Genomic DNA, 17747 nt, shown 5'->3' with positions numbered 1-17747 from the left:
TGGAGAGCTTTGTTGTAAACCAATCTTACACAGCCCAATGTGCGCCGCAATAGCGACTCTTGTTCGGGTGTGGGGTAAAATCGGTAAGAATAGGCTTTTTCCATACCTCACATTTTAGCATATATTTCGTAAATGTGCTAATATTTAACAGTAAAGCCGTCGTAGAACGACGGGGTTTCAGACCCAAAATTTTCGATGAGCAATTTATTCTCGCATATCTAGAAGTTTAAGCCATGTCACTCACTGAGTTAATTCTTCTGGTCAACAATCTGAGCCAGACAGACAAATTATCACTCTTCAAACTCCTAGCTGCACAAATCCCGGATGCTGAACTACAGGTTATCTTTTCCGCATCAGAGTATCCGATTTGGTCGCCCTACGATGCCACGGAAGCCGCCAATATTCTGATGCATATGATTCAGGATGACCGAGAGGCATCTACCCATGCCTAGTACAGTCGAATTTCCCCTTTCCGACGATGAAGCATTACCCACGATTCCCATCACTCTGAGTCATGCAGGCCTTTCTGTTTCTGCGAATGCCCTGCTGGATACCGGATCTACGGTCAATCTATTACCTTACGACATCGGGCCGCAATTGGGTGCAATTTGGGAGGAACAAACTGTCCGCTTGCCATTGGCCGGAAATCTTGCAAGGGTTGAAGCACGAGGGTTATTTGTGTATGTTCAAATTGGGAATTTGGAACCTGTTCGTCTAGCCTTTGCTTGGGCAAAAACCTCTCAGATACCCTTAATTCTTGGGCAAACGAACTTTTTTCGAGAATTTGATGTCTGTTTTCAACGATCGCGATGCACGATCGAAATTATCCGCTTCTAATAAGGGTCGATGTGTTTTGGGTGGGATCGCGCTTTTGGTTAGTGTTGATAGAGAAAAGCAATGCTGGGTTTCCTGCCGTCAACCCAGCCTACGGAGATAAACGATCGCACTTAATCTTGGCGATCAAATATGATGTAGCGTGTGTTAGCGTTAGCGTAACGCACGGATTTTGAACATTAGATAAGGTGCGTTCACTTCGTTAACGCACCCTACAAGATCGGCGTGCTGCTACGCAGTGCCTTCGGCATCGCATTCTGTTATGAGTTGATTGATGTTGGGTTTCCTTGCGTCAACCCAACCTACGGACGAGGCGATCTGCTACGCAGTGCCTTTGGCATCGTACTCATAATAGTTTACGAAATTCTGCGACTGTCAAACCAGCATCTTGAACAATTCCACCCATTGTAAATGCCTTAATTGGATTGTGCCTTGGAAGAGCAACTTGACGCACCCCATCACTCATGATGATATGTTTGCCTTGGCGAATGATCCGAAAGCCTACCTTCTCCAAGGCTCGTACTGCATCTAGGTGATTTACGCCAGGAATTCTAGGCATAGTTACACCTGCATTTCAATTTCACGAATTTCCCCATCTTGCAAGCGTTCTTCTAAGGCTGCAAGATACTCACGAATTGCATCTTGGATATTGGTTAATGCCTCTTCCTCAGTATCTCCCTCGGACCAACAACCGGGGAGCGCAGGAACGCCAACAGTAATTCCTTCTTCAGAACGATAAAGGACAATTTTGTATTTCATCATAAGTTCCTTCTAGATAGCACTCCATTTTAGCTTGATAGAATTATGGATGTGGGATCAAATTGTAGCAACAGCGGAACCTCACAGCAAACTTGATATGGTTGGGTTTCCTTGCGTCAACCGTTCGGCAAAAGCTCACGGCCGAAGTTCAACCTACAGGCTACTCTAGGCTATTTATTCCCCTAGAAAAGAATCGCACCGTTACATTTCATTAACCCACCCTACAAGATCGGCGATCGCACTGATTAGCTCGCTCTAGATCAAAAACAATTGACAAAAATCGTCCAATGTCTTTCTCTATAAGGGTTCCATCTCTTATAACCCCCGTCCATTACATAACACAAACCGAAGAACCCAACAAATTAGATTATATTCTCACCTAGAACTGGGTGTCTAACTATATATTACGCGGAAATTTTCCGTATATCACGCCAAATACACATTTTTTAAAGAATCTTTCTGTATATTACGCTCAAATGGAGCGATCGCGAGAAGTTTTCCGTATAATATTACGATAAGCGTGTTATGCCGATTAGCGTACTCTGTTATGAACCCTCCCCCACTGATTTGTTCAAAGTTTTCTCGTTGTGCGACTGTCAGATGAACTTTATCTCGCCTACCTCTTCCCATGATTGATGTCCTCAGTTTAGCTTATCTATTGCCCTATTTTAGCTGTGTCAGTCCAGTAGGGTGTGTTAGCGTCAGCGTAACGCACGAATTTTGAACATTAGATAAGGTGCGTTACATTTCATTAACGCACCCTACAAGATCGGCGATCGCACTGCTACGCAGTGCCTTCGGCATCGCACTCTGTTATGAGTTGATTGATGTTGGGTTTCCTTGCGTCAACCCAACCTACGGGCGAGGCGATCGCACTAGAATCTGTCTAACGTTCCTGCTGAACGGCTGCAAATAGCCTTTGCAACACAACCGATATCTTCCAACAGTCCGCTCCAGCAGGTTTGTTAGCCTGCTCGAAGCACTACAGTTGCACCTTGATTTGAGAGAGAGCAACCTCCTCTGATTTAATTGCTCGAATATACCGAAATTTCCATACCTCAGTGTTTTCAATTATTCTAAACCCTGCTGTCTCAAGACCTCTGACAAACCCTTGAATATCTTTAATACGGGAAGTTACTTCGTAAATCCAAAGTTGTCCATCAAGTTTGAGTGTACGGGATGCTTCTCGAATGTAATCACCAACGTTCAAGCCTATAAGTGACAAATTGAACATAGCAACGTCCAGACAGCTATCCTCCAATGGCACATGAGCCATATCACACTCAGTAACTGCATCATTGATAGCAATGAAATCAAAGTTATGAACCGTATGCTTGCCGATGAGAGCTTTAGCTATCAATGCTTCCCCACAACCAAAATCAGCCACAACTAAATCAGAGCGTTTCTGAAGCCACCTGATAGCCTCCTCATAAGGAATAACTGACCAAGTTTTTCGAGCTTCTTGATAAAGCGTATGGTATTGCATCCACTCTTCTGGATTGCCTTGTAATCGTTCGTAAGTAGTGTGACTGTAGCTATTACTCCAACGAGCATTCATACGGCTAAAGTCACCGTATTGAACATTACGGCGTCTAACATCTGATGGGTCAACATCTGGAAGTGGCACGAAAATTTTAGGGCGAATGACTGATTTTTGTTCACCTGACTTCAGGCGTTCCAGCCATTTACGCAAATCTCTAAATGCTTGGGATTCACTACGTAGCTGACCTTCAGGCATTACGCCATCAACCGCAGCATCAGCAACCGTCTGCTTGTTTTGCAATCGCGCTAATCGCCCTTCATCCCAACTCCACCGTTCTCCATCATCTAAACCATAAGTCACAGGCATGAGGATTGTGAGAGTATCATGAACTTGCCCCTGCCGATTTAATCGTCCTTCTAACTGCTCTAATTCGGCACTTGTCCAGGGTGGGATATTCAGAATCAAGCGATCGCAGACTCGCTGAAAACCATCGACACCAGTAGCCATAGCACTACTGGCAATCAGAATGTCAATAGAACCATCAATAAAACCGTTACGACCACTCTTATCCCCTCCCATGTGAAAACCAACAGTCCATCCCTCCGCCTCAATCGCCTCTTTTAACTGATCAACAATACCCTCAACATAATGCGTATAAATGATAGTTTTTGGGCGGAGTTCCTTGAGAATTGCTGGAATTCTGGCACGAGTAAGGATTTGCTCCATTTTTAAGATGGATGTGCCTTCTTCCCGAATTTCATCCACTAAGTAAGTACAATCTACTGGAAGTGTAACCCTCTTGATGTTGATTTTAGGCTTGACTCTAGAACGAATTCCCAGAGTTACAAACGCTTGATGCAAGCGCATACAATTGTTAAGCGTAGCTTTCTCACTCAAATCAGATCGCTCTACACCCGTTACTAATTCAACCAGGCTTTTACCTTCTTTCAAATTGTTAATAACAGGAGTTGCACTCATTCCAAGGACATGAAGATCAGGGTTCTTCTCGGCTGCGTTAGTGATCAGAGCAAGCACCATCTGTCGCCGTTTAGAAGGATCATCGCCCCGTTGTTTACAACGATGAATCTCATCCACGATGATGAAGTCAATTTGATATCGTTCTAGAAGTTGCCGAATATGAACAGGGGTTGAGGGCTGCTGGAACATCTCATGATTTAGGAGAATATAGTGATGTCCTCCTTCAACATCTGTCCAATGAGGATTAAAATTTTTGATAGTTACTCGGCTATCTGGAAAAACATGCTTAATTTCTCCGTGCCAGTTTGGCACCGTATCTAATGGACAGATAATGATTGTGAGATGGGCATCAATGATGCGGCTACTAAGGATGCCACCAATTGTTTTACCTGTGCCTGTCAACGAGAGATTTAACATTCGCTGCTGACTCCGTAGCCTTACCGCAGCTAGCTTTTGCATCAAGTTGGGGGGTGTGATTTTGCCATCAACTCGAAATGCCCAACCTGATGGAATTGCCATATCTCGCGCTTGGTTGTATTCGTCAAGAAATTGATCTCTCACCTGACGACCATAACCCTCGTCTGTAAACGCCTCAATTGCTCCGACGGCAGATTCATCTTCAAAAACTTCTGCCCAAATTCGATTACGCCTTGAAGCAATAAAGAAGTCAACTGCCTCTTGATCGGCTGAAGCAATAATCTTGCTACTCAAAAATTCCAGACTTTTCTGTACTTTTATTTGTGGTAGTTTGCCAGCTTCATCAAGCTCATCTTGAGAATCACTGCTTGCTTCAAAAAATTGAGATGCTCCAGATATATCTAATGACGGAGCAGTATCGATAATTTGTAATTCAGTATCAGCCTTGAGTATATCAACTGAATCAATTTCATTCTCAGAAACTTTTGTTTCCTTGCCTTGAATTACATCTCTAAGTTTCTGTCCTGTTAGCTTGCCCTTAATAATATTTTTTACAAGCTTGAGTCCTTCAGCATTTTTCGTATCCAAAACCCCTGATTGCTCAAAGATTTTATATAACTCCGCTTGAGTCAGATTGGGAATATGAACTTCTAAACTAGCGACGAATTGACGGATCGCTTCTAAAGTCCAGCCTAAGCCACAACGAGCACAACCACTATTCCCTACACTCCAAGAAGCTCTGACAATGCTCGTTATCTTAGATTTATACTCATACCCATCAATAGGGCATTTGAACCAAGCTTCCTTCTGGGAACCTTTAGTTACCTTGTCAGGAAATATGTCTAGTTTGTTATTCTTTTCATAATCCCAATACTGAGATACGTACTCAGGATACAGAGCTAATAATGATGTAGTCTCAGTAGCAACTAATCCTCTACACGCTGGGCAACCACTATTTCCTCTTTTCCAAGAAATCTTTATTGAGGTAAGAGAAGCTACCCATTCATGACCATCAATAGGACATTTAAAGAAAGCTTCTTTACTTGATCCAATAGTTAACTTCATTGGCTCAAGTCCTAGTTCATTATTAGCTTCATAGAACCAATACTTAGCGACTTCTTCAGGAAACTCAACTGCTATTGGATCTCTACGTTGCCATTCACCCTGCTTGCGTTCAGCAGTACCATTACAGACTCGACAACCGGCATTACCCTCTGACCACTGCTGATCTATTATTGAGTTAATGCTTGCTTGCCACTCATTTCCATCATGAGGACATTTGAACCATACTTTTTTATTACTTCCAAGAGTTAATTTTTCTGGATCTAGGTTAAGTTTGTTATTATTTTTTTCGTAATTCCAGTATTGGCTAATAAGTTCCGGATAAACTTCTGTAAGGGCAGGTTGTTTTTCTGCCTTTTTCTTCCTACCTGCACACATCGGACATCCACTGGTTCCACTTCTCGTCCAGCTTGTAGTAATGCCCTTCGGCTTTTGCTTCCAGGAATGCCCATCAATCGGACATTTAAACCACACATCCTGGAGTGAAGTTCGGGCAGGAACATCTTCGGGCTTTAGATCTCCATTTTTCTCATAATCCCATAATTCTGCGACGCGCTCTGGATAAAGTGCAGCTAAGCTTCTCGAATAGAGTTCTTGCCTGGCACGTTCTTTCTTTTCCTGCTCGGCTGATGCTGCTGCTTCCTTACGCTCTTTCAAATATTCATGGAATGCAGGATTATCAATAAGAATTTGATGAACTCTTTGTTTACTTAACTCATGCTGCTCACCAATATCCCGAAAGCTTAATCCCTGTTTATAAAGTTCTAAAAACTGATTACTCTTTTCAAGCTTTGCCTGTTTTAGTTGAGTTGACCTGGGTGACTCTTTTTTCTGTTCACCATTTGTCTCAGACAAGGAATCTGATTCCTCATCATTTTGTTCTTGCCAAGCCTCGCAAACAGCTTGACCCAGTTCAGTGAGGAGAACTTGATCTTCCCTTAATTCAATAAGCCCTCTAGTCTGAAGGCTAGATAAAGTTTGTTGAGATTCTGTAGAATCAAGGTTAAATATCATTATGGGTTGAGAGGACTCGTATAGCGACTCAAGAGTAAGTCTCTGTTGCCTGCCCAATCTTTTTGTAGATTCTCGGATTTTGTGTGCATCATCCATAGCTTAATTTGAACAATTAGAGGTGCTTATGTACTAACTTTGCTCTTATGGATCTTGTGTGATAACAGTCTTACAGGGAATATGGTATGGTCTCATCACCCTTGTATTTTAAGGGGTTGCCTTAATTCTTAACAAAGCTTCACACACATAAACGTGAAGAACTCTAATGGCTCTTCTAGGTTCTGTGTGATCAGTTTAACTTACTATAGAAGCGATCAATCTTTGTGTCCTCTGTGTCTCTGTGGTTCCTTCCACTCGGTCTCGCGTAGCGAGCGCGTTGCGATCGCCAGCAGGACTGTATCTTAGAATACATTTTACCCACCAAATCCAAGAGAGTCTAACTATTATAATCTCATTTCTCTTTGTGATCAAGTTCAATATTTTCTAGTTTTTGACTGCTATAAATATTAATACTCATTGCATAAGTAAGATGCTCCCGACTGTTTTGAGTGAACAACCAATAAACTCAGCTATTTCTCGTTGAGTTTTTCCGTCGTTCAGCAAGAGAAACATTAAAATTCTTTACCTCACTTCTGCTCTTTCTTCTTCTTTAAGAGCTTTTTGTAAGTTTTTCTTTTCTTCTAAATCTAGGAAATCTTTGGCTGGCATAAGTAGTATTTTTCTAAAATTACTATTTCTATTTTAGGTGGTTTAAGTGCGTTTTAGCTTACCGCACCGAACAAACATATCTGGACTGGATTAAGCGTTATCTGCTCTTCCATCAGAAAAAACATCCTCGTGAGATGGGAAAAGAAGAGATCAAGTCCTTTTTGACCCATCTTGCCGTTGATAAAAACGTTGCCGCCGCCACCCAAAACCAAGCCCTCAACGCCATCCTTTTCCTTTATCGAGAAGTTCTGAAAATTGAACTGGGTAATATCGGTGCATATTTACGGGCAAAACGCTCCAAACGTCTGCCCACCGTCCTCACCAAAAAAGTAAAAATGGCTGATTATTTTAGCGATCGCACAACAGACTGCGATCGCTGCCCAGGTCATTCTCAACCCACCAAAGTTAGGATTGCTCATCGAAGAAATTGAATCTCTTGAGAAGCAATTACTGAGCTTGGGGGTTGAGAGTCGAAGTTATCCTTTAAATGAGCTAATCGCCTTTAGCTCGGCTTTTATGACGATGAAAGCCATTGCCAGCAACTTAAATCAAATGAGTCAAGACTTACCTGCCTACACCCAATAGGACTAAATCCCTTCTTTTCTAGCTAAAAGGACGGGACAATTGACATTAACCCGCACATAATCCGAGAGGGAAGTACCGAGAAGGCGATCGAGATCCGGTAAACTCTTGGCCACGGAAGGACGGCGATCGGGCGAACCCAACAGTAAGAGATCGACATTATAATCATCGACGAGTTTGCAGAGTTGTTCTCCCGGTTTACCCCCCGTCACCAGGCAGCGATAGGGTATATTCATCCGTTTCACTTTTGCTACTGCTGGCCCTAAAATTGGGTTTTCTTCCATTTCTTTGGCGGAAGTGGGGGCAAATTCTGGTTTTAAGTCGGGGTTGACGCGGGCCAGAATTAACTCTGCTGAAGGATAATCCCGCAGGAGATAAATAGCCAGATCGAGAGCTAAATCAGCCGAGCTAGACTTATCGAGGGCTACCATCACCTTTTTGATTTTTTTGACGTAAATATCGTCTTTTACCAACAACATCGGGTGATTAGTCAGTTGAAAGACGTATTGACTGACGGAATTTTCTAGAATTGCCTCCAGTCGCTTCAGTCCTCGGGAACCCATCAGGATCAAATCGGCACCGATTTCGTCGGCAACTTGACAGACGGTATCTTTGGGATCTCCTTGCCGCAGAATCGTGGAGACTTTGCTGGGTTCAATTTTGACTTCTTGCAGGATTTTAGTCAGCATTTGGGTCCCCTCTTCCCATTTACTGGCCAGAGCTTCGGTGGTAATCTGAGGGGGAACAACCCGGAGAATGGTAATCGACGCTTTCCGGATAGCGGGGAGATCCATCAATGCTTGTAGCATTTCTTGGGTTTGACCTGCGCCGGAATCAGCGTATAGTATTTTCTCTAGCATAAGATTAAACTCGGTCTATGATCTTAATGGTTTTCGCCAATTTTCAGCATACTGCTAATGTTGTTCTCGAAATTTAACAACTTATTAAGCGCTTTTTCTTAGCTAAATGCGATGCCGAAGGCACTGCGTAGCAGCTCGCATTTGAGGGTATTTTAAGTATTTATGCTTAATTGACTAGAAATACGGCTCTCTTATTCTTTGCGTGATAAGTTTAACTTATATAGTAGCGATCGATCTTTGTGTCCTTTGTGTCTCTGTGGTTCGTTCCACTCACTCGCCCGCAAAACTGTATCTTAGAATACATTTTACCCGCCAAACTGGGGAGAGCCGAAATACTTGGCTCAAAATCATGGGACAGGCGTTTATTTGTACTAGATTTTGGCTGCAATGCTGGCACTCTCTTTTAATCACAGCTAAATCGACCATTTAATACTAAATCTGGTTATTAAAGACTGATTATTTATTCCCCTTTTTGCATGAGTGCATGAGTAGAAAACGGGTTTCTCGGAGAAACCCGTTTTCTGTGCGTTACTCAACGGATTTAGTATAATTGATGATTATTCATGCTTAATTGTCCAGCAACCACGAGAATTTTTGATTTTTACAAGAGGTGTAGTTATGTCTTTATCAATTCGAGTAATTCTCCTAGTAGCGACGACAGTTTATCAGACGTTATCTGTTTGGTTAGAAGAACAAAAAGCACCGCCAGGTAATTTGATTAATCTGGGTAAATATCGCCTACATTTTTGTCTAGCAGGAGAGGCTAGTCCCACTATTATTATTGACCATAGTTTAGGGGGAATTGAGGGATATTTTTTGATAGAAGAATTGTCACAATTAGCTAGGGTTTGTATTTATGATCGAGCCGGTTATGGTTGGAGCGATTCTAGTCCCTATCCCCGAACCAGCTACCAAATTGTTCGGGAATTAGATCAATTACTAACCCAAGCAAAAATAGAACCACCTTATATTTTAGTTGGTGATTCTTTTGGCAGTTATAATGTTCGACTGTATGCTCATCTGTTCCCAGAAAAAGTAGTAGGTTTGGTACTCACCGATGGTTTACACGACAAAGGAATGCTGAAAATGTCGCCAGCATTAAAGGCATTAAAATTATTTTTCATCTCTGGATTTTTGATGTCGATTATTGGCTCAATTTTAGGCATTATCCGAGTTCTGAGAGTTCTAGGAGTTTTTGAATTATTAAAACCAGAATTGCGTCGCTTTTCCCCAGATTCTTGTCATCGAGTTAAGCGTTCTTTCTGTCGCGCTAAACACTGGATGACGATGAGTAGAGAAATGTTTAATCTCGACCAAAGCGCTCGTCAGGTGAGTGAGGCTAAAAATTTTGGTAATTTACCGATAGTTAGTATTAAAGCTAATTCTTTTTTTAAACCTTCCCTTTGGACTCGCTTTATTCCCCTAAAAAGTGCCAACCAACTCCGGGAGGAGATGCACCTAGAATTAGGCAAATTATCCAGAGATTTTCTGGAAATACAAGCGGATAAAAGTAGTCATTTTGTCTGGATGGATCAACCGGATGTGATCATCGATGCGGTCAGAATTTTGCTTGACAAAATTAACTCTGTGTGCTAAGTAATAAGGTAAAGTTAACTTCCTAGTTAGGATAGGCAAGAGGCAACAGGCAAGAGATACTTAGATAAGTAGGTAGGCGTTAAAAATTATCAGACACCACCCTTATCAAGGGTAGGGTTGATTCATGAATCAACCCTACCTTATCAAGGGGAGCAGGGGGGATCGAACCTAAAATCCATTTTTAATTTAATTATAGCAATTCCCATAGTTGTGAGGTACAGAGTCTTAGGTTTTGAGGAGTCAGGAGTCAGGAGTCAGGAGTTAAGATTTTGGTGTACCTCATGAGATTGGGAAACGCTATATAACCAGCTACTTATGTGTAATTAATTGTGTCTAGCTACTTAAAAACTTGCCCTCAAAATTAATTTTTGACAATTTCAATTAATATTGTGTCTCCCCACTCTCCTATACCTTTTAAACAGGATTTAGTATTACAAGCGGTTTTATTAACCCGCAGCAGGGCAAGGGTTAAGGAGACTTAGGGATAATTCCCAGACCTGAACCCGGATTATTATTAATATTTTCAACCCTAACTTTACTAATTATTGAGGGTAATAATCTGGGCGCTAAAACCCTGTTTAGTCAACTCTTGTACTCTTTCCTTTGCTTGGTATTGTTGCTGAAATAACCCCACTTGAATAACATTTTCTCCCGCGCGGATAAATGCGAGGGGTTCAATTTCTTTAATTTTCGCCAACGCTGCTGCACTATTACTTTTAACTTCAACGCGAAAGAGTTGATTAGTAGCAATAACCCGCTGCTGTGGTGCGGGGGGTTTATTGGCGCGATTTTCAGGTCTGGGTGCCGGTGGATTGACAGTTGGACGAGGATGATTATTAATCACCGTAGCATCGGCGGGCCGCACGGTAGCGGGAGCTTGAAAAACGTATTCTCTCAGGGGTTGATTACCGGAAACTGGGGCAGCCACCGGGGGGCGAACTGATGGAGAATTAACGAGGGGTAAATTTAAGGGTGAACATTGGGAACAATTAACAGCACTGGGACTGTCTGAACGTTTAGTTGGTTGTCTCACCGCCGGCGGTGGGGGCAAACGACGACCGGGATAAAGATTCTGGGCAAAAGATAAGTTTGCTTTTAGCAGCACGGTTGCTTGAGCGATTATCCCGACTTTTAACCAAAATAAGGCCGAGAAAAACAGTAGGTTTGTTCTCATCATACTAGCTTGTCCTCACACGAGATTTGGGTACACCATGTCCAAATTTTAAAGGAGGAGATGCTAGTCTAGAAAGTATATTGGTTAAAAATCATGACAAGGTTTATGGGAAAAGTTGTTGTCGGTCTATCGGGGGGAGTAGATAGCTCTGTTGCCGCTGCCGCCTTACACGCTCAAGGTTATGATGTTATTGGCTTGACCCTGTGGTTAATGAAGGGTAAAGGTCAATGCTGCTCCGAGGGGATGGTAGATGCGGCCTTTATTTGTGAGCAGTTGGGGGTTTCCCATCATATTGTCGATAGTCGCGAGCTTTTCCAAAAAGAAATTATTGATTATCTGGTTTCCGGTTACGAAGCGGGAATCACACCGCTGCCCTGTTCTCAGTGCAATAAAGCGGTAAAATTTAGCCCGATGCTGCATTATGCTAGGGAAACCTTAGAAGCGGATACTATTGCCACCGGTCACTACGCTAGAATTCGTTTTTCTCCGGAAAATAACCGTTATCAACTGCTGCGCGCCGTCGATAAAAATAAAGATCAATCCTATTTTCTCTATGATCTAACTCAAGATGTACTGCGTGGGACTTTATTTCCCTTGGGAGAACAAACCAAGGCAGAAACCCGCAGGATTGCCCAGGAATTCGGCTTAAAAACAGCAGATAAACCCGATAGTCAGGATTTGTGCTTGATTGAAGCTCACGGAACGATGCGATCGTTCTTGGATAAGTATATCGCTGTTAGTGAGGGCGATATCGTCGATCTCGATGGCAAAGTTTTGGGTAAACATAGCGGTATCCATCATTATACGATCGGACAACGCAAAGGCATCGGCATCGCCGCCGCCGAACCCCTCTATGTGGTAAAACTCGATCCCGTCATGAATCGGGTTATCGTCGGTAATCGCGCCAGTGCCGTTAGTGCCGCTTGTCTTGTCGGAAGGATGAACTGGGTTTCTATTGCCGAACCCACCACCCCTATCCGCGCGCAAGTACAGGTCCGTTATCGTTCTCCGGCCGTTCCCGTCAATGTTATTCCCCTAGAAAATGAGCAAGTGAAGCTGGTTTTCGATGAACCACAATTTAGCATCACCCCGGGCCAAGCAGCCGTGATTTATGAAGGGGAAATCGTTCTCGGTGGGGGGATTATCTCAGGAGTAACCCCATAGGGAGAGCCACCAATTCACAAAATAACCTGATTATGGTTCGGGGGTCATTCTGCCAATTAGGGACTCTCCCCGGCAAGTTGAGCTAAAAATTAACGACGGGGTACAGAAGCCTCGATGTTAATATTCATAGCGGAGACTCTTGGTACAGGATTGCCTTTGGCACTACCGAGACCCCGGGCCATAGCCAAGAAGCTGGAAGGATCGCCAGCTTTGGGTTTTTGCTCTTGGGGAACATAGCGACGGACAGCATTCTGCCAAACGATTTGGGGGAAGCCCAAAATACCACGATAGTAGCCATCGTAGCGAGGCGAGGTGATGTTGAATGGACGTTCACCGATGTCGCGGCTGGCCAGGGTGCGACGACGTTGGTAGGGAACGGTATCATAACCAAAGCTTTGCAGATACTCGTCACTGTTGAGAAGTTGATCGACAAAACCTTGAATCCCTTTGGTGGCAACGACAATCGACCAAGCAATTTTTTCTCTTTCGCTATAGACATCGCGACCGAGAACTCTTTGTACTACCTGTTCGACAAAGCGATAGTTGCTGTTTTTCTCGTAGAAGCTGTTATAGAAGGTTTTCGATAACAGTAAACCACGAATGAAATCCCGCACCGATAATTGTCCATTACGCAATTGGGATTCGAGGAAAGGTTCCCGATCCCATTTGAAGGCATGGAAGAAAATCTGACGGTAAGCGGCTTCGATTAAATCGTCCAGGTCGGTAGGGGAGAGGACATTTTCCGTCGTGTAAACTCTCGGTTTTTCGTCTCCACCGACATCATAACCAGCTACCCGCACGTTTTGGGACTTGGGGGCGTAATTTAAAAGAGGAATGGCCAAGGGTAAACCTCCGTATCCTTAGAAATGCTTAAAAAACTTTCCTCCTAATGATAAGGGAGTAGGTGCCAACTAGAAAAGAAATATTAAAAATTCTTACAATTGTTAAGAAAACTTGCTTACCATCCGGGGTGTTGGGGAGCGCCGGAGCAGGGAGCGCCGGAGCAGGGAGCGCCGGAGCGGGGAGACCACTTCGTGCGCGTTGCGGGGGAGCGGGGAGATGGGTAGGGTTGATTCATAGTAGGGTTGATTCATAGTAGGGTTGATTCATAGTAGGGTTGATTCATGAATCAACCCTACCCAAACCCCTAGGGTTGATTCATTCTCCGAATCTAATTCTTTTTTTTGCTACCTTTAATCGCTTATGAGGTAAGCTAGGGAGCAGGGGAGTACAGGTTTTTGCTCTCATAGTAGGTTGATTCATGAATCAACCTACAAAGCGCGACGTTTTGAAAAATTTTCAGATATTTATTCCGAGAAATCGACTAAAAACGTTGCCAGACAAGGATTAGAGAGAATGACATTTGAGAGAATGAAACCACTCTAGGGAGATGGGAGAAAAAAGCTGATAACTGATAACTGATAACTGATAACTGATAACTGATAACTGATAACTGAATTTACCAGCCACTAATCGAATAGGATGATGGTTCGGGGGAATCACTAGAGACTGACTCCGATGACTGATTGCGGGATTCAGCACAAAAAGTGGCCGTATTAAAACCGCCAAAACGTTGAACTGTGCTAGTGCGGAGACGTAAATCGGTATCGGCAAACCAAAAACGCTCGATCGAGGTCATAGTTTCGTATTCTGTAATTAAGACTAAACCTTCCTGTTCATCAATGTGATAACGGCCCGCCACGGGAATGATTTCCGCATAACCTCGCTCCCGCAGGAGAACACCCGCTTGGGGATTATCTTCGTCGGGAATTAGCGCAAAAACGGTGGTTCCTTGATGATTTTCGTTTTCTTTGTCCCACTGCATCGAACCATCCCAACTGACAAAGGCACCCCCCACAGTCTTAGCGGGATCCACTTCGTGCATTTCACAGATAGCGATAATTTTCGGGTTATCGGCGCTTAAAGCTTCCACATAAATCTCGGAATCGCCGGTTTCTGCGCGTCGAAAGGGTAAATGATGGGTGGTGCGCTGAGATTTCCACTGTCCCGCACTTTTCTGAAAAAAGGTCATACCGTCCATAGTTTTTATCCTCTGTTTTTTCCATCTATTTTAACGCCATAGCCGTTTTCTGTAACCCTTGTCCCCCTCTCTCTCTCATTCATCCCCAAAATAATCATGATCAATTCTCTTGATTTCATAGATTTTTTGGGTCGATACACCTAGGTTATAATCAATCATCAATTGACCTAATTCTTCTCCATCAATCAGCACTATTTTTATCTCATTTCTGGGGGCATATTCTAAAGCCTCTTGGGTAAAATAGGAAGTAGTGATAAAAATGCCTTTTTTGGCTCCTTGTCCCGCTAATGCCCCGACAAATTTCTGGATTTCTGGACGACCAACGGCATTATTATCAGCCCATCTTTTGGCTTGAATATAGATTATATCTAAACCGAGTCTATCTTCTTTTATTATTCCATCAATCCCTTGATCACCGCTCTTACCCACTGCTTTACCTGCATCTCTAATCGAGCCACCATAACCCATTTTTACCAGTAATTCTACTACTAATTTTTCAAAAGCATCTGGGGATAATTTTCGCAGAATAGAAAGTAAGTCTGTCGCTAATGCTTGACGAATTTCTTGATAGGAGTTTTCTAGTAATTCCTCTGGGTTTTGTTCTTGATCAGAAGTTGATAAATTGCTTTCAAGAGTAATAGTTTCATTTTGCTTATTGACTCTAGTAAATTCTTGAAACTCAGGAAATTGCCTGAGAAATTTTGTATCGATATGGTCTAGATTTTGAGATAAGATTTCTTTTCCTTTCTCAGAAATTACAAAAGTTGCCCTTTGGGGTGACTCAATTAATCCCGCTTTCTTTAAATAGGTTTTTGCCCAACCGACTCGATTAGCAAAAATTTCTTGTTGTCCACTGGGAAGCATTTCTTTTCTTTCCGCTTCCGTGACTTGAAACTCTCTGACCAAGGCTTCAAAAATTTCTCGATATTTATAAACTTTGCCATCTGCAAGTATTTTTAATAGCGGCAACATAATCGATTGAAAATCTGGAATAGGCATAGTTCAGATGAAAAGCGGGGTCAGTCATTCCGATTATACAGCAACAATCTCCAAGAATTTAGATAATAATACAAAATCGTTTTTTAATAGTGCGATTAACTGCCAATCGAACTTTTAAAACCCACTCCCTGCTTCCCTAATTCCCCACTCCCTACCCTCCTATACTTTTAAAACAGGATTTAGTATAATACACCTGAACTTATTAATGATTGGGAGGCATTCCTAAAGAATTTGAGAGAGAAATTATCGCCATTGATAATCGTCTTGATACTCAAAAATAAGCTGTTGACTATCTAAATTACTTGTTAAGACTGTCTATGAGCGCCAGAGCTGCGGAGCAGGGAGAGCTTTTTTGGTGATAGCTAAAAAACCCCCTATCCCTGCTATTCATACAAAATCTCATCAAAACAAGCTTCTCCCACACTCGCTAAAGTCCTAGCGGCAGCTTTATCGGTTTTCGACTTCTGCACGAGGGTGCGGAATTGCTGTAGATTGTAACGAGCTTGGAATTTTTTAATCGTGCAGTCGCATAGATCTTTGGCCACATCAGCAGCTAATCCCTCCGCGCGCGCTCTTTGTAAACATTCTTGACGATAACTGTCAAAAGTCGTGGCAGGATTAGAACTTTGGCTAAGGTAAACGGCATTATTAGCCTGTACTGGCAAGGATAAAGCCAATAAACCGATAAAAGTTAGTAAATATCTTTGATTTCTCATCATAATAGCTTTTTTAAGCCTGAAATCCCCCACTATATTAGAGAACTGCTGCATAAATTATAGATCGATCGCTCAACTCTTAGGTTCCAGTCTTGGCAAACTGCCAACTGTTATGCTAGGATAAGTAGTGCTTGATCGGCGCCATCGCCAAGTGGTAAGGCAGAGGTCTGCAAAACCTTTACCCCCAGTTCGAATCTGGGTGGCGCCTTGGAAAATGTCGGCAATCTTTTCTTGATTGCCTTGTCTAAATTAAGGTTTACCAAGGTTTTACCTAGAATGTCGGATGAATGCCCCCGCTACATTTTTCGACAAGATACTCACCTTTGCGGGGGATGAAATCCGACCAGAATATCAACCGCGGAGCATCGGTTTAATTCCCCCATCTGTCGGTAAACTGTGTTATCAGTAGTCAGGCAAAATAAATTTCCTAGTGAAGATAGGCAAAAGGCACTCTTGCAATAGGCAAAAGGAGGAATAGATAATCAGTCTTTAATAACTGGATTTAGTGTTATAATTAATTTAACCAATGGTCGAGGATTATTAGATGCTAGTCGTAGAAGCGAAGTTAAAAAACGGAACACCAGAGCAATATCACCGGCTTGATGAAGCAATTAGAACATCTCAGTTTGTGCGTAACTCTTGTGTTCGTTATTGGATGGACAATAAGGGGACAACCCGTAATGACCTCCAAAAACTTTGCGCGGTACTAGCTAACAATAAAGAGACACCATGGGTTAATAAATTAAACTCTCAAGCTCGTCAATCGGCTGCTGATAGAGCCTGGCAATCAATTAATAGGTTTTATCAGAATTGTCATGCTAAGATACTTGGGAAAAAGGGTTTTCCTCGGTTCAAAAAGCATAGCCGTTCCGTTGAGTATAAACTAACAGGCTACAAACTATCTGATGATAGACGTAAAATCAAGTTCACTGATGGTTTTAAAGCAGGAGAATTTGATTTATGGTGTAATCAAAAAACCTTAGTTTATTATTCAGAGCAACAGATTAAACGGGTAAGAGTTGTTAGACGTGCCGATGGTTATTATTGCCAGTTTTTGATTGACGTAGAACGGCAAGAATACCATAAACCAACGGGACAAATAACAGGAATTGACCTAGGGTTAAAGGAATTTTATACCGACGCTCAAGGCAATATAGTAGAGAATCCACGTTATTTAAGAAAGTCAGAAAAACGACTAAAAAAAGCACAACGACGATTATCCAAAAAGTTTCGTCAAGGAAAGAAACAGTCTAAAAACTATCACAAGCAACGGGTAAAAGTAGCTAAACTTAATCTTAAAGTGTCAAGACAACGTAAAGACAAAGCAATTAAAGACGCTTTGGCGTTAGTCCAGTCTAATGAT

General features: G+C 42.5%; 17 protein-coding genes, 1 tRNA gene and 2 pseudogenes. 9 read left to right on the top strand and 11 right to left on the bottom strand.

Annotated elements, in window-relative coordinates; genetic code table 11:
- On the bottom strand, nucleotides 1-104 hold a 104-nt coding region (locus PX482_RS08590), incomplete at its 3' end, for a helix-turn-helix domain-containing protein (RefSeq protein ID WP_286823842.1).
- Nucleotides 105-233: 129 nt separating this feature from the next.
- On the opposite strand from PX482_RS08590, the gene PX482_RS08585 reads away from it, so the two are divergent.
- Nucleotides 234-452: a hypothetical protein gene (locus tag PX482_RS08585; RefSeq protein WP_002753442.1), complete on the top strand. Its 219-nt coding sequence runs from the start codon at nucleotides 234-236 to the stop codon at nucleotides 450-452.
- Nucleotides 445-837 carry a pepsin/retropepsin-like aspartic protease family protein gene (locus PX482_RS08580; RefSeq protein ID WP_002753443.1) on the top strand — a complete coding sequence of 131 codons (393 nt, stop codon included), beginning with the start codon at nucleotides 445-447 and terminating at the stop codon, nucleotides 835-837. The genes PX482_RS08585 and PX482_RS08580 overlap by 8 nt, the downstream gene beginning before the upstream one ends.
- Before the next feature lie 343 nt (nucleotides 838-1180).
- On the opposite strand, the gene PX482_RS08575 is transcribed toward PX482_RS08580, so the two are convergent.
- The 4 genes and pseudogenes from PX482_RS08575 to PX482_RS08555 all read right to left on the bottom strand — a co-directional run.
- The gene (locus PX482_RS08575; protein ID WP_002763902.1) at nucleotides 1181-1393 is read right to left on the bottom strand and encodes a type II toxin-antitoxin system HicA family toxin; all 213 of its coding nucleotides are present in this window, start codon (nucleotides 1391-1393) and stop codon (nucleotides 1181-1183) included.
- 2 nt (nucleotides 1394-1395) lie between these two features.
- A complete protein-coding gene (locus PX482_RS08570; protein ID WP_002738180.1) occupies nucleotides 1396-1593 on the bottom strand; it encodes a type II toxin-antitoxin system HicB family antitoxin in 198 nt (65 codons plus the stop codon).
- Between the two features lie 982 nt (nucleotides 1594-2575).
- Nucleotides 2576-6643, bottom strand: a complete 4068-nt coding sequence (locus PX482_RS08565; RefSeq protein ID WP_288093512.1) for a zinc-ribbon domain-containing protein — start codon at nucleotides 6641-6643, stop codon at nucleotides 2576-2578.
- 438 nt (nucleotides 6644-7081) lie between these two features.
- Nucleotides 7082-7252: pseudogene (locus PX482_RS08555) on the bottom strand (helix-turn-helix domain-containing protein); the annotation flags it as partial.
- 65 nt (nucleotides 7253-7317) lie between these two features.
- Between PX482_RS08555 and PX482_RS08550 the strand changes: the two are divergent.
- Nucleotides 7318-7683, top strand: a pseudogene (locus tag PX482_RS08550) (site-specific integrase); the annotation flags it as partial.
- Entirely contained in the window at nucleotides 7664-7837 is a 174-nt protein-coding gene (locus tag PX482_RS08545; protein ID WP_002760464.1) for a hypothetical protein, read from the top strand. The pseudogene PX482_RS08550 and the gene PX482_RS08545, both read left to right, overlap by 20 nt.
- Before the next feature lie 2 nt (nucleotides 7838-7839).
- On the opposite strand, the gene PX482_RS08540 is transcribed toward PX482_RS08545, so the two are convergent.
- Nucleotides 7840-8694 (bottom strand): universal stress protein, encoded by an 855-nt coding sequence (locus PX482_RS08540; RefSeq protein WP_002760466.1) that lies wholly within the window; start codon nucleotides 8692-8694, stop codon nucleotides 7840-7842.
- A 618-nt stretch (nucleotides 8695-9312) separates the two neighbouring features.
- Between PX482_RS08540 and PX482_RS08535 the strand changes: the two genes are divergently transcribed.
- On the top strand, nucleotides 9313-10290 hold the full coding sequence (locus PX482_RS08535; RefSeq protein WP_002760468.1) for an alpha/beta fold hydrolase: 978 nt from the start codon (nucleotides 9313-9315) through the stop codon (nucleotides 10288-10290).
- A 538-nt stretch (nucleotides 10291-10828) separates the two neighbouring features.
- On the opposite strand, the gene PX482_RS08530 is transcribed toward PX482_RS08535, so the two are convergent.
- Nucleotides 10829-11467: a hypothetical protein gene (locus PX482_RS08530; protein ID WP_288094336.1), complete on the bottom strand. Its 639-nt coding sequence runs from the start codon at nucleotides 11465-11467 to the stop codon at nucleotides 10829-10831.
- A 102-nt stretch (nucleotides 11468-11569) separates the two neighbouring features.
- Here PX482_RS08530 and mnmA point away from each other — a divergent pair, with 102 nt between their 5' ends.
- Entirely contained in the window at nucleotides 11570-12628 is a 1059-nt protein-coding gene (gene mnmA, locus PX482_RS08525; RefSeq protein WP_288023815.1) for a tRNA 2-thiouridine(34) synthase MnmA, read from the top strand.
- Between the two features lie 89 nt (nucleotides 12629-12717).
- Here the strand turns inward: mnmA and PX482_RS08520 are convergent, their stop codons facing one another.
- From PX482_RS08520 to PX482_RS08505, 4 genes are all read right to left on the bottom strand, one after another.
- Nucleotides 12718-13470, bottom strand: coding sequence for a phycobilisome rod-core linker polypeptide (locus PX482_RS08520; protein ID WP_287732694.1), 753 nt, complete (start codon nucleotides 13468-13470; stop codon nucleotides 12718-12720).
- A gap of 617 nt (nucleotides 13471-14087) precedes the next feature.
- On the bottom strand, nucleotides 14088-14669 hold the full coding sequence (locus tag PX482_RS08515) for a phycobiliprotein lyase (RefSeq protein ID WP_002795626.1): 582 nt from the start codon (nucleotides 14667-14669) through the stop codon (nucleotides 14088-14090).
- A gap of 75 nt (nucleotides 14670-14744) precedes the next feature.
- Nucleotides 14745-15668, bottom strand: a complete 924-nt coding sequence (locus PX482_RS08510) for a restriction endonuclease (RefSeq protein ID WP_147071733.1) — start codon at nucleotides 15666-15668, stop codon at nucleotides 14745-14747.
- Nucleotides 15669-16051: 383 nt separating this feature from the next.
- Nucleotides 16052-16387, bottom strand: coding sequence for a hypothetical protein (locus PX482_RS08505; RefSeq protein WP_147071731.1), 336 nt, complete (start codon nucleotides 16385-16387; stop codon nucleotides 16052-16054).
- A 134-nt stretch (nucleotides 16388-16521) separates the two neighbouring features.
- Here PX482_RS08505 and PX482_RS08500 point away from each other — a divergent pair.
- The 3 genes from PX482_RS08500 to PX482_RS08490 all read left to right on the top strand — a co-directional run.
- Nucleotides 16522-16592, top strand: a tRNA-Cys gene (locus PX482_RS08500).
- 75 nt (nucleotides 16593-16667) lie between these two features.
- Nucleotides 16668-16793 carry a hypothetical protein gene (locus PX482_RS08495; RefSeq protein WP_261779565.1) on the top strand — a complete coding sequence of 42 codons (126 nt, stop codon included), beginning with the start codon at nucleotides 16668-16670 and terminating at the stop codon, nucleotides 16791-16793.
- 135 nt (nucleotides 16794-16928) lie between these two features.
- The coding region (locus tag PX482_RS08490) for an RNA-guided endonuclease InsQ/TnpB family protein (protein WP_288122319.1) at nucleotides 16929-17747 on the top strand (819 nt) is incomplete at its 3' end.

It is taken from the genome of Microcystis sp. M53602_WE12 (genome assembly GCF_030065455.1).
GTDB classification, from domain to species: domain Bacteria; phylum Cyanobacteriota; class Cyanobacteriia; order Cyanobacteriales; family Microcystaceae; genus Microcystis; species Microcystis aeruginosa.
Note: the sequence above shows the minus strand (reverse complement) of the source record. Positions and strands in the feature narration are given on the sequence as shown.

Bases quoted from the DNA above. Each gene is read 5' to 3' on its own strand.
- PX482_RS08580 (WP_002753443.1), top strand. From the start codon at position 445: ATGCCTAGTACAGTCGAATTTCCCCTTTCCGACGATGAAGCATTACCC.
- PX482_RS08585 (WP_002753442.1), top strand. From the start codon at position 234: ATGTCACTCACTGAGTTAATTCTTCTGGTCAACAATCTGAGCCAGACA.
- PX482_RS08565 (WP_288093512.1), bottom strand. From the start codon at position 6,643: ATGGATGATGCACACAAAATCCGAGAATCTACAAAAAGATTGGGCAGG.
- mnmA (WP_288023815.1), top strand. From the start codon at position 11,570: ATGGGAAAAGTTGTTGTCGGTCTATCGGGGGGAGTAGATAGCTCTGTT.
- PX482_RS08535 (WP_002760468.1), top strand. From the start codon at position 9,313: ATGTCTTTATCAATTCGAGTAATTCTCCTAGTAGCGACGACAGTTTAT.
- PX482_RS08510 (WP_147071733.1), bottom strand. From the start codon at position 15,668: ATGCCTATTCCAGATTTTCAATCGATTATGTTGCCGCTATTAAAAATA.
- PX482_RS08515 (WP_002795626.1), bottom strand. From the start codon at position 14,669: ATGGACGGTATGACCTTTTTTCAGAAAAGTGCGGGACAGTGGAAATCT.
- PX482_RS08530 (WP_288094336.1), bottom strand. From the start codon at position 11,467: ATGATGAGAACAAACCTACTGTTTTTCTCGGCCTTATTTTGGTTAAAA.
- PX482_RS08570 (WP_002738180.1), bottom strand. From the start codon at position 1,593: ATGAAATACAAAATTGTCCTTTATCGTTCTGAAGAAGGAATTACTGTT.
- PX482_RS08540 (WP_002760466.1), bottom strand. From the start codon at position 8,694: ATGCTAGAGAAAATACTATACGCTGATTCCGGCGCAGGTCAAACCCAA.
- PX482_RS08575 (WP_002763902.1), bottom strand. From the start codon at position 1,393: ATGCCTAGAATTCCTGGCGTAAATCACCTAGATGCAGTACGAGCCTTG.
- PX482_RS08495 (WP_261779565.1), top strand. From the start codon at position 16,668: ATGAATGCCCCCGCTACATTTTTCGACAAGATACTCACCTTTGCGGGG.
- PX482_RS08505 (WP_147071731.1), bottom strand. From the start codon at position 16,387: ATGATGAGAAATCAAAGATATTTACTAACTTTTATCGGTTTATTGGCT.